The sequence below is a fragment of the Thiohalocapsa sp. genome (assembly GCF_022340605.1).
GTDB lineage: Bacteria > Pseudomonadota > Gammaproteobacteria > Chromatiales > Chromatiaceae > Thiohalocapsa.
The window spans coordinates 63,172-78,402 of sequence record NZ_JAJDNQ010000147.1 but is presented as its reverse complement, the minus strand read 5'-3'; the positions used below and the strand labels follow the sequence as shown (position 1 = coordinate 78,402).

At 68.7% G+C, this 15,231-nt stretch carries 15 protein-coding genes and 1 pseudogene; 10 read left to right on the top strand and 6 right to left on the bottom strand.

Annotation, left to right across the window (positions count from 1 at the left end):
* Positions 1–196: 196 nt before the first annotated feature.
* Positions 197–487 (bottom strand): hypothetical protein, encoded by a 291-nt coding sequence (locus LJE69_RS18625; protein ID WP_296927549.1) that lies wholly within the window; start codon positions 485–487, stop codon positions 197–199.
* A 690-nt stretch (positions 488–1,177) separates the two neighbouring features.
* Between LJE69_RS18625 and LJE69_RS18620 the strand changes: the two genes are divergently transcribed.
* The 6 genes from LJE69_RS18620 to LJE69_RS18595 all read left to right on the top strand — a co-directional run bounded on the left by LJE69_RS18620 (position 1,178) and on the right by LJE69_RS18595 (position 6,849).
* A complete protein-coding gene (locus LJE69_RS18620) occupies positions 1,178–2,158 on the top strand; it encodes an integron integrase (RefSeq protein ID WP_296927548.1) in 981 nt (326 codons plus the stop codon).
* A gap of 315 nt (positions 2,159–2,473) precedes the next feature.
* On the top strand, positions 2,474–2,671 hold the full coding sequence (locus LJE69_RS18615) for a hypothetical protein (protein WP_296927547.1): 198 nt from the start codon (positions 2,474–2,476) through the stop codon (positions 2,669–2,671).
* A 223-nt stretch (positions 2,672–2,894) separates the two neighbouring features.
* Entirely contained in the window at positions 2,895–3,470 is a 576-nt protein-coding gene (locus LJE69_RS18610; RefSeq protein WP_296927546.1) for an alpha/beta fold hydrolase, read from the top strand.
* 74 nt (positions 3,471–3,544) lie between these two features.
* Positions 3,545–4,639, top strand: coding sequence for a Re/Si-specific NAD(P)(+) transhydrogenase subunit alpha (locus tag LJE69_RS18605; protein WP_296927545.1), 1,095 nt, complete (start codon positions 3,545–3,547; stop codon positions 4,637–4,639).
* A 509-nt stretch (positions 4,640–5,148) separates the two neighbouring features.
* On the top strand, positions 5,149–5,436 hold the full coding sequence (locus LJE69_RS18600; protein WP_296927544.1) for a proton-translocating transhydrogenase family protein: 288 nt from the start codon (positions 5,149–5,151) through the stop codon (positions 5,434–5,436).
* 12 nt (positions 5,437–5,448) lie between these two features.
* The gene (locus tag LJE69_RS18595; protein WP_296927543.1) at positions 5,449–6,849 is read left to right on the top strand and encodes an NAD(P)(+) transhydrogenase (Re/Si-specific) subunit beta; all 1,401 of its coding nucleotides are present in this window, start codon (positions 5,449–5,451) and stop codon (positions 6,847–6,849) included.
* 433 nt (positions 6,850–7,282) lie between these two features.
* Here the strand turns inward: LJE69_RS18595 and LJE69_RS18590 are convergent, their stop codons facing one another.
* The 3 genes and pseudogenes from LJE69_RS18590 to LJE69_RS18580 all read right to left on the bottom strand — a co-directional run bounded on the left by LJE69_RS18590 (position 7,283) and on the right by LJE69_RS18580 (position 9,102).
* A complete protein-coding gene (locus LJE69_RS18590) occupies positions 7,283–7,729 on the bottom strand; it encodes a DUF1841 family protein (protein WP_296927542.1) in 447 nt (148 codons plus the stop codon).
* A gap of 146 nt (positions 7,730–7,875) precedes the next feature.
* A pseudogene (gene nth, locus LJE69_RS18585) lies at positions 7,876–8,502 on the bottom strand (endonuclease III); the annotation flags it as partial.
* Between the two features lie 153 nt (positions 8,503–8,655).
* Entirely contained in the window at positions 8,656–9,102 is a 447-nt protein-coding gene (locus LJE69_RS18580) for a DUF29 domain-containing protein (RefSeq protein WP_296927541.1), read from the bottom strand.
* 348 nt (positions 9,103–9,450) lie between these two features.
* Between LJE69_RS18580 and lexA the strand changes: the two genes are divergently transcribed.
* The 3 genes from lexA to LJE69_RS18565 all read left to right on the top strand — a co-directional run bounded on the left by lexA (position 9,451) and on the right by LJE69_RS18565 (position 12,875).
* Positions 9,451–10,092, top strand: a complete 642-nt coding sequence (lexA, locus tag LJE69_RS18575; protein WP_296927540.1) for a transcriptional repressor LexA — start codon at positions 9,451–9,453, stop codon at positions 10,090–10,092.
* A gap of 79 nt (positions 10,093–10,171) precedes the next feature.
* Positions 10,172–11,191: a translesion DNA synthesis-associated protein ImuA gene (gene imuA / locus LJE69_RS18570; protein WP_296927539.1), complete on the top strand. Its 1,020-nt coding sequence runs from the start codon at positions 10,172–10,174 to the stop codon at positions 11,189–11,191.
* 13 nt (positions 11,192–11,204) lie between these two features.
* Entirely contained in the window at positions 11,205–12,875 is a 1,671-nt protein-coding gene (locus tag LJE69_RS18565; protein ID WP_296927538.1) for a DNA polymerase Y family protein, read from the top strand.
* 245 nt (positions 12,876–13,120) lie between these two features.
* Here the strand turns inward: LJE69_RS18565 and rsgA are convergent, their stop codons facing one another.
* Both rsgA and LJE69_RS18555 read right to left on the bottom strand, forming a co-directional pair.
* On the bottom strand, positions 13,121–14,182 hold the full coding sequence (gene rsgA / locus LJE69_RS18560) for a ribosome small subunit-dependent GTPase A (RefSeq protein WP_296927537.1): 1,062 nt from the start codon (positions 14,180–14,182) through the stop codon (positions 13,121–13,123).
* Between the two features lie 44 nt (positions 14,183–14,226).
* Positions 14,227–14,505 carry a cytochrome c gene (locus tag LJE69_RS18555; RefSeq protein ID WP_296927536.1) on the bottom strand — a complete coding sequence of 93 codons (279 nt, stop codon included), beginning with the start codon at positions 14,503–14,505 and terminating at the stop codon, positions 14,227–14,229.
* A gap of 145 nt (positions 14,506–14,650) precedes the next feature.
* On the opposite strand from LJE69_RS18555, the gene orn reads away from it, so the two are divergent.
* Positions 14,651–15,193 (top strand): oligoribonuclease, encoded by a 543-nt coding sequence (gene orn / locus LJE69_RS18550; RefSeq protein ID WP_296927534.1) that lies wholly within the window; start codon positions 14,651–14,653, stop codon positions 15,191–15,193.
* Positions 15,194–15,231: the final 38 nt, after the last annotated feature.

Below are 15,231 nucleotides of genomic sequence, written 5' to 3'. Positions count from 1 at the left end.
TGAATAAATGATAGCGCCATTCATCTACCTTTTCGTTCTCCGGGATTCTCGGCCCAACGTCGAGCACAGCCCGGCGCATGCTGCCGAGCCGCCCGCGTCAGCGGCGGCTCGGCAGCATGCGCTCGGGCTGGTGCACTCGTTGGGCATATTTATCGGCCAGCGGCTCTAGATTACCATGCTTGCCCTGTTTCGCATTCTAAAGCTCCTTGCGGTTTTCTAGAATAAGCAGGCCGGCGCCAAAAAGAAGGCCAATTGCGGCTAGGGCCAACGGATATTTGATCGGTACCGCGACTCTGCCCTGATACTCACCGGAATATGGAAACTGAGGGTTCACGACGTATTCTCCTTTACTGAAGACTATCTCCATCTGGCCCAAATTGCCAAAAAAGTCTCGCTTTGGGTGGGACCCCGACGAAAAGAGCAAGGTCAGCGTAAAGAGGGCGATGGCCGCGAGCATTAGAATCACTCCCTTCTTAAAATTACTCACTCTGAGTTCTCCTCGGGTAACGTCAAGAACAGCCCGGCGCGTATAGCGCGCCGCCCGCGGCGGCGGCAGTTCGAGAGCATGCACTCCGGCTTGTCCACTCGTCGGGCTTCTTCGTTGTTCAAAAGACCAGCTCCTGCCACCAATTAAAGGTTAGCCGGAGCCTCTCCGAATTTGGCCAGGAGTGTGGCTAAACGCTCACCATCCGGGCCTCTCCAAACCTCCTCGTGAGCACGGCGCATCGTGCCGAAGTGGTGACCTAAGTGTTCTGACCAGCGAACGGTCAGAATGCGATCATCGGGTGGCTCTCGATCTATGCGTCGGAAGTCTGTCTTCTCGGTTCCCCTCTCCCACCCCTTGGAAGTAAGATGCCAATCCGTCCATTCGTCGCTTGCTGACATAAGCCCCTCCAAAAGCCCAACCATGATTATCATGGCCCTACGACCTAATAGGGGAATATTAACCCAACTTTCGGGAAAAATCGCAAGCCTTTCAGGCGCTTCGCGACGTATCAAAGCGAAATCGCCTTGTTAAGGCGATATTCGCTGACTTTTCGGGCGATCTGACCTGATAACAGCCTCCACGTCGACTTATCAGCGTGGAGGCGCCCCGATAACTTGATATTTCCAGCGTTTTCGGGCAAAACTCACACGGAACGTGTTAAGCCGGGCGGGGCCGGCGGGAGGCAGGGATATGGGCGGATCGCAACTGCTTGCGGACGTGCGGGCGGTGACGCGCCGGCTGCACTACTCGATCCACACGGAGCGGAGCTACTGCGACTGGGTTGCGCGGTACGTGAAGTTCCATCGGATGCGCTCGCGGGAGGAGTTGTTGGCGGCGGGCACGCGGGAGGTGGAGGCGTTCCTGACCCACCTGGCGGTGGACGCGAAGATGGCGGCGAGTACGCAGAATCAGGCCATGAACGCGCTGGTGTTTCTGTACAAGCGTGTGCTGGAGCGGCCGCTGGAGGGGCGCATCGATGCGGCGCGGTCGTCGCGGGAGCCGCGGCCGCCGGTGGTGCTGACGCGCGAGGAGGTGGCGACGCTGCTGCCGCTGATCGATGGGCAGGCTGGCCTGATCGTGCGGTTGCTCTACGGCAGCGGGCTGCGGATCACGGAGGCGGTGCGGCTGCGGGTGCTGGACGTGGACTTCGGCTATCGGCAGATCACGGTGCGGTCCGGAAAGGGCAACAAGGACCGGGTGACGACCTTCCCGGTGAAGCTGGCGGAGCCGTTGCAAACGCATCTCAAGAAGGTGCAGGCGATCCATGCGCAGGACCTGGCCGACGGCTTCGGGGAGGTCTACCTGCCGAACGCGATGGATCGCCGTGCCCCCGGGGCGCCGGCGGATTGGCGGTGGCAGTACGTGTTTCCGGCCGGCAAGCGCTCGACGGACCCGCGCAGCCCGGAGGGCAAAGTCCGGCGTCACCACGTGGACCAGAGTGTGGTGAACAAGGCCATTAAGCAGGCGGTGCATCTGGCGGGCATCCAGAAGCGGGTCAGCGCGCACACCTTTCGGCACAGCTTTGCAACGCACCTGCTGCAGCGCGGCACGGACATCCGCACCATTCAGTCGCTGCTGGGGCACAAGGACGTGCAGACGACAATGGTCTACACCCACGTGCTGCGGCAGGGGGCGCAGGGGGTGGCAAGCCCGCTGGATGACCTGCTCTGACGGCCGAAGGGCTCGGAGGGGGCGCCGGTGATGCGCGCCGAAAGATGGGCACGCTGCGCTTTGCCCATCCTACGCCGAGACGCGCTCAGGCCGGCGGTGAGCGAATAGTTGTCTGGTCTCTGGCGCGGGGGCGCCAGCGGCGCCGGCCGGTCGGAATCGGGATCGACGGTGGTAATGGGCCAGCGCTGGGGCAGCTCGACCGACCGGCGCGGGCGCGGCCGTGGGGGCTGCGCGGCGCCAGTGGGCTGTTGCGCCTCTTGCGACTGGTGTGCGCCTTGCAGGCAGTGCAGCACGTTTGACTTGCACGAGTCCGTCATGAAAGACCTGCTTCTAGAGCCCCACAAGCCTCAATTCGTTTCGGCGCCGAATCAGGCGCGCAAGGCAGCGACGGTGGAGGAGTCTTTGGCCGCCGCGGCAGAGCTGAAACCCCTGGTGGGCAAGGTGCGCGCGCTGGCGCGCAAGCGGCGAGCGGAGCTTGCGCAGCGCGGGAAGCGCGCACTGCCGCCGGACTGACGCGGCTGCAACGAAGGCCCGTCGTGGGTTTGCGTGATGTGGGCGGTCGCGGGGCCGGCGTCGGTCGGGCCGATGTGGGTGGCCTGGGCATCCGGTGGCTGCATCGAGCGCGGTGTCGGACTTCGCTGTCGCTCAGTCCGATCTGCGCGGGCCGCCCGGCCGATGGGCTGGCATCGGGGCGTCCGCTATTATCCGGGGGTCTATCGGCAGGGCGGGCAGGGCTGTGAAAGTCGTATTGGTCCATGGCATTTTCGATACCGGCAGCAAGTTCAGGACCCTCAAGCCCTACCTGGAGGCGCGCGGGCATGTCTGCCTGGCGCCGTCGCTGACGCCGAACGACGGGCGTGAGGGGCTGCCGGCGCTGGCGGAGCAGCTCCGGCACCGGATCGACGCCGCCTTCGGGCGCGATGAGCCCTTCGCGCTGGTGGGCTTCAGCATGGGCGGGCTGGTGTCGCGCTGGTACTTGCAGGAACTGGGCGGGCATGAGCGGGTGGAGCTGTTCGCGGCCGTCTCGGCGCCCATGCAGGGCACCGTCTGGGCCTATGGCTACCCGGGCCTGGGTGCGCGGCAGATGCGCCCCGGCAGCGACTTTCTGGCCTGCCTCGGCGCGAGCGCGGAGCGGTTGAGCCGCGCGGAGCTGTACGCCTACTGGACGCCGTTCGATGCCGTCATCGTGCCGCAGAAGAGCGCGGACTGGCAGTTGGCGGACAGCCGGCGCATCCCGGCGCTGTGCCATCCCTGCATGCTGTGGCATCCGCGGCTGATGGCGGACTTGGCGGCGCGGCTTGGCGATCCTTGAGATCATGTCAGGCAGCGCCGATAATGCGCCGCCGCGTCCGACCCGTTACGACCAACACCCTGCACGGCCAGCCCATGAAGCTCGGAATTCCGAAAGAGACCCTCGCCGGCGAGACCCGCGTCGCCACCACGCCCGAGGTGGCGCAGAAGCTGATCAAGAACGGCTTCGAGGTGCTGCTGGAGGCGGGCGCCGGCAGCGCCGCGCACTACACCGACGAGGCCTTCGCGCAGGCCGGCGTGAAGCTCGTCGAGCGCGCCGGCTGCTTCGAGGCCGACATCGTGCTCAAGGTGCGCCGGCCCAGCGATGAGGAGGCCGCCGCGGTGCGCTCGGGTGCCGTCTACATCAGCCTGCTGGAGAGCTGCGGCGACGACCCGCTCATCGGCCGCATGGCGGAGAACGGCGTCACCGTGCTGGGCATGGAGCGCATGCCGCGCATCTCCCGCGCCCAGTCCATGGACGCGCTGTCGTCGCAGAGCAACATCGCGGGCTATCGCGCCGTTATCGAGGCGGCGGCGCGCTACGGGCGCTTCTTCCCGATGATGATGACCTCCGCCGGCTCCGCGAAGCCGGCGCGGCTGGTGGTGCTCGGCGCCGGCGTGGCCGGCTTGCAGGCTATCGCCACGGCGCGCCGCCTCGGCGCCGACGTGCACGCCTACGACGTGCGCCCGGAGACCAAGGAGCAGATCGAGTCGCTCGGCGCCAAGGCCATCGAGCTGGACTTAGGTGAGAGCGGCGCCGGGGAGGGCGGCTACGCCAAGGAGCTCTCCGACGAGGCCAAGGCGCGGCAGCAGCAGCTCCTGGCCGACGAGCTGGCCAAGGCGCACGTCATTATCACCACGGCGCTGATCCCCTGCCGCCCGGCGCCGGAGCTGATCACCGAGGACGTCGTGCAGCGCATGCGGGAGGGCTCGGTCATCGTCGACCTCGCTGCCGCCAACGGCGGCAACTGCAAGCTGACGGAGCCGGATCAGGTCGTCGTGCGCCACGGCGTGACGATTGTCGGCCATACCAACTACCCGGCCATGGTGCCGGCGGACGCGAGCGCCTTCTATGCCAAGAACCTCGCCAACCTGCTGGACATTATGGTGGAGAAGACCGACGGCGGGCTGGCGCTCAAGGACCTGACGCAGGACGAGATCACCAAGGCGATGATTGTCGGCAGGGGCTAGAAATCAGGGGCTAGGGGCTAGGGGCCCGGCGACGAAGCCGGAAGGTCGGTGATGCGCAGGCGGCGGATCGTCGGGCCTCCTGCGTCGGCCCGACCTACGCGTTCCGCAGCTGACTTAGGGTACGCTCGGCGGACCGCTCGTGAGCGGCTAAGGAATGGTTCAAAGACAGCTGAAACGTTGCGGAAGCGGGCCAAGACGGTGGATGCGCTTCGCTTATCCGCCCTCCGGTGTTCACCTTGTTTCTGAATCATTACTAACGGGCTGGGGCGGGTCCGCACAGCAGACCCTGCTGCTGCGCGAAGGGGCGAAGCATTCCTGGTGATGGCATCCGGCAAGCCGGCGTCGCACGGCTGTTCCGCGGCACCCTGAGGCTGACAATCAGCTTACCGAGAAGATCTGCAAGGATCTCGGCGTCGATGTACACCCCTGATCCAGAATTTGTCGCATCTTGGCATGACCCAATACCACCGAGGCACCTCGGGACCAGCACCACACCTGGAGCCAACCGGATGACCGAATCACTCACCGCTCTATACGTCTTCGTGCTTGCCTGTTTCATCGGCTATTACGTCGTCTGGGGCGTGACGCCGTCGCTGCATACGCCGCTGGTGGCGCTCACCAACGCCATCTCCGGCATCGTGCTGGTGGGGGCGCTGTTGGTGACGGGGCTGAAGGAGGCGGGCTTCATGGCCTCGACCATGGGCTTTCTCGCGGTGCTGCTGGCCAGCATCAACGTCTTCGGCGGCTTTCTGGTGACGCACCGGATGCTGTCGATGTTCAAGAAAAAGAACAAGTAAAGGAAGGTACCCATGGAGCTGACCCACAGCCAACAGGCCATCGCCTATCTGGTCTCGGCCGTCCTGTTCATCTTCGCGCTGAAGGGCCTGACCCATCCGGCCACGGCGCGGCGCGGCAACCTGTTCGGCATGCTCGGCATGGCCATCGCGCTCGGCGCGACCCTGCTCGGCACCGAGGTGCACGACTATGGGCTCATCGCCGTAGCCGGCGCGCTGGGCGCCGCCATCGGCATCGTGCTGGCGCTGCGCATCCAGATGGCGGCCATGCCGCAACTGGTGGCGGCACTGCACAGCTTCGTCGGTATGGCGGCGGTGCTGGTGGCCATCGGCACCTTCATCAACCGCGCCCAGGCGGGCACGCTGAACGGCACGCTGATGGGCGAGCTGTCAGCGGGCATCGTCATCGGTGCCATCACCTTCACGGGCTCGGTGATCGCCTTCGCCAAGCTGCAGGGCATCATGTCCGGCGCGCCCATCAAGTTCAAAGGTCAGCACCTGCTGAACGCGGCGATGGCCATCGTCACGGTGCTGCTGGCGGTGGAATTCGGGCTGACGGGCGACGTGTGGGCACTGGTGCTGATGACGCTGCTGGCGTTCGCGCTCGGCGGCACGCTGATCATCCCCATCGGCGGCGCGGACATGCCGGTGATCATCTCCATGCTCAACAGCTACTCCGGCTGGGCCGCGGCGGCCACCGGCTTCACGCTGCACAACAATCTGCTCATCATCGTCGGTGCGCTGGTGGGCTTCTCCGGCGCCATCCTCAGCTACATCATGTGCCGGGCCATGAACCGCAGCATCCTCAACGTGGTGTTCGGCGGTTTCGGTACCGACGGTGGCGGTGGCGACAGCGCCGGGGCGGTGGCCGCGCAGAAGGGCGTCAAATCGGCTTCCGTCGAGGACGCCGTCTATTGGATGGAGGACGCGGGCAAGGTCATCATCGTGCCGGGCTACGGCATGGCCGTCGCCCAGGCACAGCACGCGCTGAAAGAGCTGATGGAACTGCTGGAGGCGCGTGGCGTGGCGGTGAAGTTCGGCATCCACCCGGTGGCCGGGCGCATGCCGGGGCACATGAACGTGCTGCTGGCCGAGGCGGACATCCCCTACGATAACGTGCTGGAGATGGACGAGATCAACCCGGAGTTCCAGAGCGCCGACGTCGCCCTGGTGGTGGGCGCCAACGACGTGGTGAACCCCGCCGCGAAGGAGGACGCCTCCAGCCCCATCTACGGCATGCCCATCCTCGAGGCCGGCAAGGCCAGGCAGGTCTACTTCCTCAAGCGCTCCATGCGTCCGGGCTACTCCGGCGTGGACAACCTGCTCTTCTACCAGGACAACACCTCGCTCGTCTTCGGCGACGCCAAGGACACCATCGAGGGCATGGTCTCCGCGCTGAAGGGCGGCGGGCACTAAGTCCTGTGGGAGCGGCACTCCAGGTGCCGCGACCGGCGGCGCCACGTCTTGTGGGAGCGGCACTCCAGGTGCCGCGACCGGCGGCGAGGCCCCATCCGAGGGTCCGAGTAACCGCCAAGCGGCAGGCACCGCGCGGCCCTCATCGCGCCACAAAAGGCAGTGGCGCTCCCACGGCGTCGGCACGCCACGAGCAGCCCTTGCAGGACTAGCACGCCAGGTCTTGTGGGAGCGGCACTCTAGGTGCCGCGACCGGCGGCGGTACCGCATCCGAAGGTGCGAGCAAGTGCCAAGCGCCAGGCAAACGCGCGGCCCTCGTCGCGCCACAAAAGGCAGTGGCGCTCCCACGGTGCCGACGCGCCACGAGCAGCCCTTGCGGGAACGCCACGCCAGGTCTTGCGGGAGCGGCACGCCAGGTGCCGCGACCGCGCAGCCGTCAGCCGCTTGCAGGTCCCAGCCCCACCCGTCGCCGAATGCAGTTCAAGTAGGTCTGCGGGTCGTCCTCGCGGCCCTCGCGCTGCATGCGCCACATGGACTCCGCCAGGCAGTCGATGAAGCGGTGCTCGGCGTCGTGCGCGTCGCCACACACCCGCAGGACCTGGCCATAGAGCGCGCGGATGCCGGGCGGATGGTCCGCGCCCACCTGTTCTAGCAGGGCCAGGTGCAGGGCCATGTGTAGAAACGGGTTGGTCGCGCCGTCCTCGGGCAGCCAGTCCTTGCCGAGCGCCTTGTCCTTGTCCGCGAGCAGGGCGTGATACTCCGGATGCTGCTGCACCACCTGCGCGATGCGCTGCTCCAGCGGGTCCAGGGGCGCCCCCGTCTGGGCCTTGTGCCAGGCGTCGATGAAGTGTTGGCGGTAAGGGTCGCGCTGGGGGCCGAACATGGCGGGCTCCGGGTGATGGCTCAGTTCTCGGAGGTGGCGTTCGCCGCCGGCTTTTCACCCGCCGCGTCCGTGGGAGCGGCGTCCCCGCCGCGATCAGCCCCGGTCGCGCGTGTTGCGTCCCCAACGCGATACGATCCGATGCCCGTCGTCTTCTCCGTGTACTCACACAGATCCGCAATGATGCACGCCGGGCAACGCGGCTTGCGCGCCGTGCACACGTAACGCCCGTGCAGGATCAGCCAATGGTGGGCGTCCTTCAGGAACGTCTTCGGTACCAGCCGCAGCAGCCGCAGCTCCACCGCCAGCGGTGTCTTGCCCGGCGCGATGCCGGTGCGGTTGGCGACGCGGAAGATGTGTGTGTCTACGGCCATGGTCGGCTCGCCGAAGGCGGTATTCAGCACGACATTCGCCGTCTTGCGTCCGACGCCGGGCAGGGCCTCCAGGGCCTTGCGCTCCCGCGGTACCTCGCCGCCGTGCTCGTCCACCAGGATGCGGCAAGCAGCCATGATGTTGCTGGCCTTGCTGTTGAAAAGGCCGATGGTGCGGATGTGATCCTTGAGCCCAGCTTCGCCCAAGTCCAGGATTGCCCGCGGCGTGTTGGCAACCGGAAACAGCCGGGCCGTCGCCTTGTTGACCCCCTTGTCCGTGGCCTGCGCGGACAGGATTACGGCCACCAGCAACTCGAAGGTGGACGCGTAACGCAACTCCGTGGTGGGCGCTGGGTTGGCGGCGCGCAGGCGCTCGAAGATCGCGGTGCGTTTGGCTCGATTCATGGGGGTGGGAAGGATAGCGGCGGTGAGGCCGCTTGTCGCGCGCCTGCTGCAAGTGTTCCGCGTAAATTACGCTGAGCGGCAGCGAAGCCAGACATCGTGCAGCGTGCTGCGGATGCGGCGGGTGCCCCCGGGTGAGCCGCGGGAGGGATATGTCTATGCGGCGTCCGGCAGGAACTCCGGGTCTAGAACCCGCTCTTGGGCGAACGGACAGGTCTCCGGGAACAGGCTCCGATCCAGCTCAGTTTCCAAGGCGGCAGCCCGCCGTGCCTTCGTGTAGGCATGTCCCAGATACTCAGGCACGAGCCGGCGCAGGGATGGACTCTGCCGCAGCAGGGTATCGAGCTGGTCGCGCTGTTCGGTGATGGTGCCCAGCCAGCCCGATGAGCGCGCATCTGGCTGATAGCGCCACTTGAGCAGGTGTTGCAGCAGCACCTTGAGCCGGCTCTCCAATTCGCGCCGCTCGCTTGCACCCAGGGTCTCGATCTCCTCGGCGATGTGGGCCAGATCTGCCGCGGCTGTCAGGCCGGCACGCAGCAGCCTGGCTTGCTCCTCGGTCCAGGCGTGGAAGTCCTGTTCGTAGAGGCTGTCATTGGCGTTCATGGCGTCGTCGGGGTCTTGGGCCTGCTGCTTGACTGTGCCACGAACGGGTTTCGGATGCACGCTGGCCATTCCGTGTGTGTTGCGCGAGCGCGCCTGACGGTGGCCGGGCCGAGTGGAAATCGGCGCCGCCAGAGGGCTTGGCGCGCCTGTGCCGGGGGAAGGGGAACGGGAAGGGGACGGAGATGGAGCTGAAGCGCTCGTCGGCTGGGGGGTGGCCAGGTGGAGCAGCGAGCGCGGCCGCCGCAAAGGCTCGCTTGCAGGCTCGCGAGAACTGTCTAAAATAACAGTTACTTTGTCCAGACAAAGCTTGTGCCCATGTCCGACCAGCTCACACCACGTGACCGGCAGATGCTCACCCCACGTCAGCAGCAGATCCTGGACCTGATCCGCCGGCACGTGCGCGAGACGGGCTATCCGCCGACGCGCGCGGAGATCGCCGAGGCGTTTGGCTTTCGCTCCGTCACCGCTGCCGTGGATCATCTCAAGGCCCTGGCCCGGCACGGGGTCATCGAGTTGCAGCAGGGGGCGTCGCGCGGCATCCGGCTGCTGGTGCCCGCGGACGAGGCGCAATTGCCGGTGGTGGGTCGGGTGGCCGCCGGCAGCCCCATCCTCGCCGCCGAGCACATCGAGGAGCACTGCCAGGTGGATCCAAACCTGTTTCACCCACGGGCGGATTATCTGCTGCGGGTGCGCGGCTTCAGCATGCGCGATGCCGGCATCCTGGACGGCGACCTGCTGGCGGTGCACCGCACGCTCGAGGCGTTGGACGGGCAGATCGTCGTCGCGCGGATCGATGACGAGGTGACTGTCAAGCGCTTCCGCCGCCAGGCCAATTGGCGCTGGCGGGTGCAACTGCTGCCGGAGAACCCGGACTTCGCGCCCATCGTCGTGGACCTGCGCGAGCAGGCGCTCACCATCGAGGGCCTCGGCGTCGGCGTGCTGCGTCTCGGCATGGTGGGCCGCGCCGGCGGCGGTGCCCAACGGTTGTGAGCCGTGGTTCGTGAGGCCGTTCCGGCCTGCCGCCGCGGGAGTCCGTCTCGGACGTCCCGTTTCCAGCTAGAGCATCGCCATGCAACTCGACCAACTCCTCGCCGCCCGTGCCGATCTCTGGCGCGGGCGTGCCACGCCGCAGGCGGCGCCCGCCGGGCTGCCCAGCGGCTTTGCCACGCTGGACGCAGCCCTGTGCGGCCACGGCTGGCCGCGCGCGGGCTTGAGCGAGGTGCTCACCGCCCACCAGGGCGCCGGGCTCGCGCTGCTGCTGCCGCTGCTGGCGGCGCTCGGCAGGCAGCCCCGCTGGCTGCTGTGGGTGGACCCGCCGTACCTGCCCTTTGCGCCGGCGCTGGCGGCCCGTGGGCTGGACCTGCGACACATCCTCATCGTTCGCGGCGGCGCCGACGCCGCCTGGGTCGCGGAGCAGGGACTGCGCTCCGCATCCTGCGCCGCCGTGCTCGCCTGGACCGGCCCCGCCGCGCAAGCCGCCGATGGCAACCGCGCCCGGCGCCAATCGCCTGGCAAGGCGGCCTGCTGGACACCGGCCGCGCTGCGCCGGCTGCAGCTCGCCGCCGCCGACACCGACACCCCGGTGCTGCTGCTGCGCCCGCCCGCCGCCGCCGGCGAGACCTCGCCGGCGGCGTTGCGGCTCACGGTGAGCGCCCGCGCCGATGGCCTCGAGGTAAGCCTGCTGAAGCAGCGCGGCGGCCGGCCGGGGCAGCGGTTGCAGTTGCCGGCGATACCTGACGATGCACCCAACCCGATCGCCGGCGGCGCCGGCGCCAGCCGTGGCGACGAGCTCTCAACTGGTGCCGGCATGCCGCCGGCAAGCACCGATGTCGGACAGCAGGTCCGGCGGGTGCGCGCCGATGCGGCGTTCGCGGGCGGCCGGGTGTCTTCTCCCCTGCCGGCCCCATGCGAGGCGCTGCAAGCCGAGCCGCCACAGCCCGAATGCGTCCCGTCGGCGGTGCCGGCGGAGCCGGACGCACCCCCGCGTGCACCGCCCGCCGCGCGGCAGGTCCTGGCGGCCGGCGGCGGCGTGCTCGCGGCCGTTGCCGGGCGTCGTGTACGCCGTCGCCGTACCCTGCCGCGCTGTTGAGCCGGAGTGGCGCATGGATTGGCTCGCGCTGCACCTGCCGGCGCTGGCGCTGGAGGTCTACACACGGGCCCTGGCGCCGCGTGATCTCTCACCTGAACCGGGTTCCGGTCAGTCTTCGCGCCCATCCGGCAAAGCATCGCCGCCGGCCGGCCACCCGCCGCCGCTGGCGGTGAGCGAGCACGAGCGTATCGTCGCCCGCAACGCCGCCGCCGCCCGGTTCGGCATCGTGCCCGGACTCCCGGACGCCGCCGCCCGGGCGCTGGTGGCGGAGCTGCGCATTCTGCCGCGCAAGCCCGCCGCCGAGCGTGCGGCGCTGGCCCGGCTCGCCGCCTGGGTCATGGCCTTCAGCGATCGGGTGAGCCTGGCGCCGCCGGCGGCGCTGGTGCTGGAGTCGGGCCGCAGTCTGAGGCTCTTCGGTGGTGCCGCGGCGCTGCGTCGGCGGGTGCTGGACGGCGTGACCGGCCTCGGCTGGCGGGCGCGCTGCGTGCTGGCACCCACACCGGGGGCGGCGCTGGTGCTGGCCGCCGCCGGGCTCGGCACGGTTGGTGACGAAGCGGGTGGTGACGATGCCGCCGGTGCCATCATCGCTGGCCGCGATGCCCTGCGCCGCAGCCTCGCGGTGCTGCCGGTGGCGGCGCTGGACTTCACCGCGGCGGAGCTCGACGACCTCGCGCGCATGGGCATCGGGCGCCTCGCCGACCTGCTGCGGCTGCCGCGGGCCGGGCTGGCGGAGCGCTTCGGCGTCGCGCGGCTGCACCAACTGGAGCGGCTGTTGGGGGAGCGGCCGGACCCGCGCCGGCCGTTCGTGCCGCCGGCGCGCTTTCGGGCGACCCTGGAGCTGCCGGCGGAGGTGCCGGATGCGCCCGCGCTGGTGTTCGCCTGCCGACGGCTCATCGACGAGCTGGGCGGCTTCCTGCTGGCGCGCCAGGCCGGCGTGCAGCACCTGGACTGGCGCCTGCACCATGCCGACGGGCCGCCAACGCGCTTCCGGCTCGGCTCCGCGGCGCCGGCACGGGATCCGGCGCATTGGCTGAACCTGCTGCGCGAGCGCCTGGACCGGCTCAGCCTGCCGGCGCCGGTGCGGGCGGTCGCCGTCAGCAGCGAGCAGATCCACCCGCTGGCGCCGGCGCACGCTGAGCTCTTTCCGCGCGATGCCGCCACCGCGGCCCCGGACCCGGCACTGCTGGACCGACTGCGGACGCGGCTCGGCGACGACGCGGTGCGCGGACTCATGGCGCTGCCCGACCACCGGCCCGAGCGCGCCCTGGGGTTCTGCGAGCCGCAGCTCGTCCTAACCGAGGCTTCGAATGGTCGGGGCAGAAGCGAGCCGGGCAGGGCGGCCCACGGCCCCTCGAGTCTGCGTACGCAGCCCAGCCCGGCGCCCAGTCTGGTGCCCACTTCCGCACCAGGCACGGCCGCCACCGCCCGCCGCGACCGCCCCCTGTGGCTGCTGGCGCGGCCGCTGCCGCTGGCGGCGCGCGACGGCCGCCCCTGGCTCGACGGTCCGCTGGACTTGGGCCGCGGCTGCGAGCGCATCGACACCGGCTGGTGGGACGGCTTCGCGGTGGCGCGAGACTACTACGTGGCGCTCAGCGCCGACGGCGAGCGGCTCTGGGTCTACCGCGAGCTGCGCGGCAACCGGGGTTGGTTCCTGCATGGCATCTTCGGTGACCTTTCCGGATGAATGCCCCTGGCGCCTGGACCAGATCCTGGATCAGGATTGGCTGCCCGGCTGACCCGTTTGCCGCATGTCGGCGCGATGGTGCCGATTGTGGGAGCGGCGTTCTCGCCGCGACTTGGAGATTGCAGCAAGCGCCGAGATCCTTGCTGCCGCCGGCATCGCGCCGGGGACGGCGCTCCCACGACGGCGCTCCGACGACGGCGCTCCGACGACGGCGCTGTCGCATCACGCCGCGAGCGCGACAAGACTCAGCGCACCAGGCCTTCGCGCAGGTGGTGGAAGTGCTCCAGTCGCCGCGGATCGATACTGCCCTCCGCCACGGCCGTGCGCACGGCGCAGTCGGGCTCGTCGAGGTGTCGGCAGTCGCGGAAGCGGCAGTGGCCGCGCAGTGGCGCCAACTCCCGAAAGCCCTGTTCCAGCTCCGCCTGGGTGAGGCCGGTGAGGCGGAAGCTGCGTACGCCCGGGGAGTCGATGAGCCGGCCGCCGCCGACCCCGCCTCCCGCCTGGTCGCCCGGGAGCCGGTAGCAGGTGGCGGCGGAGGTGGTGTGCCGGCCGAAGCCGGTGGCCTCGGATAGCCGGCCCACCTGGATATCCTGGTCCGGCAGCAGCGCCTGCACCAGCGATGACTTGCCGACGCCGGACTGGCCCAGCAGGATGGCTGTTTCGCCGGCCAGGTGCTCGGTGAGCGCCGCAACACCGGGCGCGCCCTTGATGCTGATGGGGCAGATGGCATAGCCCAAGTCGCGATAAGGCGCGAGCGCATCCAGGAAGGCGGCGTGGCCGACATCGTCCAGCAGGTCCATCTTCGCGGCCACCACCAGGGCACGGACGCCCATCAACTCCGCGGCAACCAGGTACTGGTCCAGCAGGAAGCCGCTCGGCGGCGGCTGGGGTGCCACCACCACGGCCATCAGGGTCAGGTTGGCCGCCAGCGGCTTGTCGCGGCCGCTGTAGTCCGGGCGGCTCAGCACGTTGTGGCGGGCCTCCAGCGCCGTCACCACGCCGCCGTCGCCGGTGGGCTGCCACACCACGCGGTCGCCACACACCGGGTGGCCGATGTTGCTGCGAGTCATGCAGTGGTGCAGGTTGCCGGCCGCGTCCTCGACGGCGAGGTGGGCGCCGTGCCGGACCACGACGAGGCCCGGCTGCACCGCGGGCTCGGACTGGGCGTCCGGCTCCACCTCCGCGGCGCGGTCCGCGTCGAGCTTGTCGAGGACCGCGTTGGTGCGGCTCTCCAGCCGCCGGCGCCGGCGCTCCTGGATCGCCTGTATGCGCTGGCGTTGGCGCTCCGACAGCCGCCGCCTGGGCATCAGGCGAACCTGCTCGGGCGCATGGTGCGCTCAGCCACCGCGGGTCACTTGCCGAACTTGTAGTATTCCTTGTTCAGCAGGTTGGCGACCGCGTTCACTTCGTCCGGGAACATCTTGGTGTCCAGGTTGGTGTTGCAGAACTCCACCTGCTGTTGCAGCGCGCTCAGGGAGTGGATCTTGCGGTCCGGGCGGGTATAGACCTCGCTGCCGTGGCAGCTGGTGCAGTTCTTCTGCAGCAGGGCCTGGGCGTCGATGCCCTCGCCCGTGGCCGCGCTGGCGGACAGGCCCGCGAGCAGGGCGCCGGTACCGACTACAGCGGCCACGGCAGAAACGACAGAAAGCAGAGGAAAACGCTTGGACATGGCAATCTCCGGGCTAAGTTCGGGCTGGATTCTATCAACGGCTGCCTTCGCGAGCGCGCGAACGCGCTACCATCGGCGCAAATCGTGGTGACGGCGGGAGAAGCCAATGGAGCAAGCGGGGAATCTGGCCTGGATCGACCTGGAGATGACCGGGCTCGACCCGGTGAACGACCGGATCATCGAGATCGCAAGCATCGTTACGGACCCGGACCTCAAGGTGCTGGCCGAGGGGCCGGTCCTGGCCATCGCGCAGCCGGAGGTGGTGCTGGCCGGCATGGACGATTGGAACACTCGCCATCACGGCCAGTCCGGCCTGCTGGAGCGGGTGCGGAACAGCCCGGTCACGGAGGCCGACGCCGAGGCGCAGACGCTGGCCTTCCTGCAGCAGTGGTGCCGGCCACGGCAGGCGCCGCTGTGCGGCAACAGCATCTGCCAGGACCGTCGCTTCCTGGCGCGGTGGATGCCGCGGCTCGAGGCCTTCTTCCACTACCGCAACCTCGACGTCAGCAGCCTCAAGATCCTGGCCCGCATGTGGGCGCCGGACATCGCCGAGGCACTCAAGAAGCAGAACAAGCACCAGGCGCTGGAAGACATCCGCGAGTCCATTGCGGAGTTGCGGTATTACCGGGCGGAGTTGCTGCGGGTCTGACCCGTTTGGACTACCTTGGCCGTTGCCGAGGTTTCCGG